The 1,659-nt window shown below is 35.1% G+C and carries 1 protein-coding gene and 1 tRNA gene; both read right to left on the minus strand.

The window, feature by feature from the left end; all coding sequences use genetic code 11:
- Positions 1 to 33: 33 nt before the first annotated feature.
- Positions 34 to 1,080, minus strand: a complete 1,047-nt coding sequence (locus FTT83_RS15855; RefSeq protein ID WP_180044658.1) for an integrase arm-type DNA-binding domain-containing protein — start codon at positions 1,078 to 1,080, stop codon at positions 34 to 36.
- A 171-nt stretch (positions 1,081 to 1,251) separates the two neighbouring features.
- Positions 1,252 to 1,328: transfer RNA gene (locus tag FTT83_RS15860), tRNA-Ile, on the minus strand.
- Positions 1,329 to 1,659 lie beyond the last annotated feature (331 nt).

Below are 1,659 nucleotides of genomic sequence, written 5' to 3' on the forward strand. Positions count from 1 at the left end.
CACCAGTGAGGGGTTGTCCTGACTGTAATTGTTTTAAAGCTGCTTCGAAATCAAAGTTGTTTGCCATGATGTGTCATTTCCTGTTTGATTCAGTTTATTGAAATGACACAGATTTTTGAACACTACCACCTGGTACGGTTCACTGTCTCGTGCTGGGAACAAATAATCACTCTCACGTTTCGAAATTGATTTCAATCGGATTAACATTGCAATTACTTGTTCTGATAAAGGTATTCCATGTTCAATTCCACGTTTCATTATTGAACCTGGACGAATCCATACTCTATCTTCAAAGTCAAATTGTTCCCACTTAGCTTGTCTCAACTCGCCTGGTCTTGGAAACATATGTATCAGTAACTCTAACCCAATACTAATTTCTTCAGAACGATATTCCCTAATTTTTTTAACCATTTCAGGGAGTTCTTTTATATAAATATATTTCATCCCACCGGGATTAGATTTATCTAAAAACTTCTGAATACCAATTAGGGGGTTGTACTTAATCTCATCTTTAAAAACAGCCAAATCATAAGCATTCCGGCAATATGAAACTAATTTTTCGATTCGATTGAAAATTTTTTCTTCACGTTGTTTTGTTTGGAAGAATTCAAGCCATTCTCCAGAAGTAATATCTTTATATTTACGTTGACCAAAAACAGGCAGAAGATGCTTTTCAATAGATTGAACCTCTTTCTTAAATGTTGTTGGATCCCATGTATTTTTCTTAGTATCGATCCAATCTCGCATTAAGTACTCAAACAACTCACTTTCATCACGTTGAGCTTGTTTTAGACGTTCTGATCGCGTAACAATTTGAAGCTCTCCCGATTGAAATTTTAAAGCTTGTGCTCGAGCATTTTTAACTGAAACATCAGGGTAAGACCCTAAACCGACCCATGTCCATTTACCCTCATTATTCTTCAAACGAAGTTGCCATGACTTCTTACCTGAAGTTTGAACTTTCATATAAAGTCCTGAAATATCTGCCTTTCGATATTCTTTATCTTTTGCTTTTAAAGCAGCATATGCCACATCAGATAAAAGTTTATTTCTGCTCATAACTCTTTGTTTACCTACCATTTATTTAAACTTTGTATCCTGAGTTATATTTTAAATTTAGGATACAAACAAGGATACAAACGAGCAGTTCCTGTATGAGTGTATATAAGATTATTTTAAGTATAAAAAAACCCTTAATCCGTTAAGAATTAAGGGTTTAGATTTCATATGAGTGCATATGATTATAAAATATGGTGGGCCCAGACAGACTTGAACTGTCGACCAACGGATTATGAGTCCGCTGCTCTAACCAACTGAGCTATAGGCCCTGATAAGCTGAATTTGTTATATATCAACAAGTTCAAGCGAGGCAATACTAACGAAGATTTTTTCAAAAAACAAGCATTTTTACTTTCACTTGCACAGTAACACAACAATTACTGAGCATATTTTAAAGGAGGATTATTTTTCCTTAGACTCCCCCCCACCCTCCTGTGAACAGATTGTAAGTTTTATAGCTAAAAACCTTTATAGTAAGTATCAACTAAAAAGTAAACATGTATTCATTACCAAAACCCTTTGAAATCTGCCCAACCCAACGCTCTATTTGATCTGCCTTCATCACCTTAAAATCCCGCCAGTTATACTTCATCTGCTTCC

Source organism: Acinetobacter sp. YH01018, assembly GCF_013420295.1.
Classification (GTDB): Bacteria; Pseudomonadota; Gammaproteobacteria; order Pseudomonadales; family Moraxellaceae; genus Acinetobacter.